General features: G+C 32.7%; 2 protein-coding genes. One reads left to right on the top strand and one right to left on the bottom strand.

Translation table 11 applies throughout. The annotated features are described in order from the left end of the window. A partial coding sequence (locus tag HW45_RS04750) for a winged helix-turn-helix domain-containing protein (RefSeq protein WP_051867798.1) occupies positions 1-1,286 on the bottom strand: 1,286 nt, incomplete at its 3' end. A gap of 320 nt (positions 1,287-1,606) precedes the next feature. Here HW45_RS04750 and HW45_RS04745 point away from each other — a divergent pair. Continuing rightward, positions 1,607-1,810 (top strand): hypothetical protein, encoded by a 204-nt coding sequence (locus HW45_RS04745; protein ID WP_038225305.1) that lies wholly within the window; start codon positions 1,607-1,609, stop codon positions 1,808-1,810. Positions 1,811-1,818 lie beyond the last annotated feature (8 nt).

Here is a 1,818-nt window from a genome sequence, read left to right as displayed (position 1 = left end):
ATATAAGAAACTAAAGTATAAATGAGTGCATTTTGAATCAAAGACTCACCATTAGGGCTAGTTAATAAACGTTTTGCATGATTAATATTATTAGACTTAAAGCTTAATATACCTAGCCAGAGTTTAAGTTCATTTGGTAGAACCTTAAATTTATTTAGTGTTCTATTAACAAAATTAACTAGCTTTGTTCTGTCTTTTTCTTGCTGTGCTAGTTCTCTTGCGATGTTCACAGCAGTGAATTCATCAATACTCTCAAGTGACAAAGTATGAAGCTTATGTTTATTTATCTTATCAACTATATTCTCCGTAATTACCCAGTTGCTTTTCTCTGGCTGAGGTAGGTTAAAAAAACTAGCTAGATCACTAGATATCTCGGCCAGCCCTGTTTGGATCTGACTGGTATTTATTTTATATATTCCACGGTAAGCAACCTTATCAGATGTTGGATGAATTAATTTTGTAGTAACAATAATATACTCAGCGGTATCGCTATCTTTAAGCTCAATTATTAATTTAAAATCACTTGTTAGTACGCTTTTAGCGCCTGGAAAATACGGAGAATTATCGATAGGTTCAATAAAATAAGTAGGAGCATCAAGGTTTGATGTATCCGTATATAAATATTCCATTTGTTGTTGAAGCAATATTGCTTTTGTCACTGTAGCGAAATAAGGTGCAGTCTTCCCGTATGCGTCTAGACGATATAATAATAGTTCAACCGGCTGATAAAGGAGTTGTGAGCGTGTCGGTTGAGGGCCTTTCTTCGCAGCGCTTTCTTGAATTAAAGGCAAAAATAGAATTACAAGCATAGTAATGAATGCCATAATTTGACTTGTTTTGGATAAGTCTTTTCTATTTCTAGGTATATTACTAACGTTAGAAGTGTCCTCCTGGATAGTAGGTAGTACAGGTATATCTGTTAACTGAACACTTGACTCATTAATGAAATAACCTTTTCTTGGGTAAGTCACAATAACTTTAGTTACATCACTCAAACTAATGTATGGTTTAAATGTGTTTCGCAATCCCCCTATTTTATTGGTGAGGACGTTTTTCGAAACATATTTTGTTTCCCATATTTTGCAAATAATCATATCAGCACTAATTGGCTTTCCTATATTTTGCAATAATAACTCTAGTAACTCAATAGAGCGAGGTTCGAGTGTCAGTTGGCGCCCTTCAAAACTAAGAGATTTTTCTATTGGGTCGTAGGTTAGCGTATCGATTAATATCTTGCAATTATTGTCTTTTGCTTTTTTTAATATATTTGTCATAGACGAAATCATGAAACTATTCGTTGATAGCTAAAGCATAACATACATGCCAAGCTATTAAATGAGAGTTCTGTATGAGTTAGTAATTGATAGTTGCGATAGTTACTGATTTCCAATGTTAAAATCAATGGTTATGGTGAACTTTCCTATTAACAAATTATTTCAAAGTATAATACATAAAACAATAGTTCTTTTTAGTGTGCTCTTTTTTACGTTTGTGTGTGAAGGTTTGTTGAGTTCTTGTTGTGTTTGTTGCTTTATGTTTGTAGGGCTATGTATCTATTTGCCTTGTTCTTATTATGGATATTTGAGAAATACATGGAGAGTATGAGATGGCAAGAAAAATAAATAGGGAAAGGAAAATAATGTCGATATATCGATATGGAAGTTTTGAAGGAGAATATTATTGTGCGTTTTGGTCAGACGGCTTCATTGAGAGTGTGTTTATAAGTATTGAAGTGGATGAATTTTCATTTCTAGAAAAAGCTAGTAAGAATAAGTTTAGAGTTGATTTTTGCGAAGGTGAAGTTAATTGATATTACAT

It is taken from the genome of Vibrio sp. ER1A (assembly GCF_000733315.1).
In the GTDB taxonomy this organism is placed as follows: Bacteria; Pseudomonadota; Gammaproteobacteria; order Enterobacterales; family Vibrionaceae; genus Vibrio; species Vibrio mediterranei.
Note: the sequence above shows the minus strand (reverse complement) of the source record. Positions and strands in the feature narration are given on the sequence as shown.

What these genes read in the sequence shown, in the direction of transcription:
- HW45_RS04745 (WP_038225305.1), top strand. Translation starts at nt 1,607, where the DNA reads ATGGCAAGAAAAATAAATAGGGAAAGGAAAATAATGTCGATATATCGA.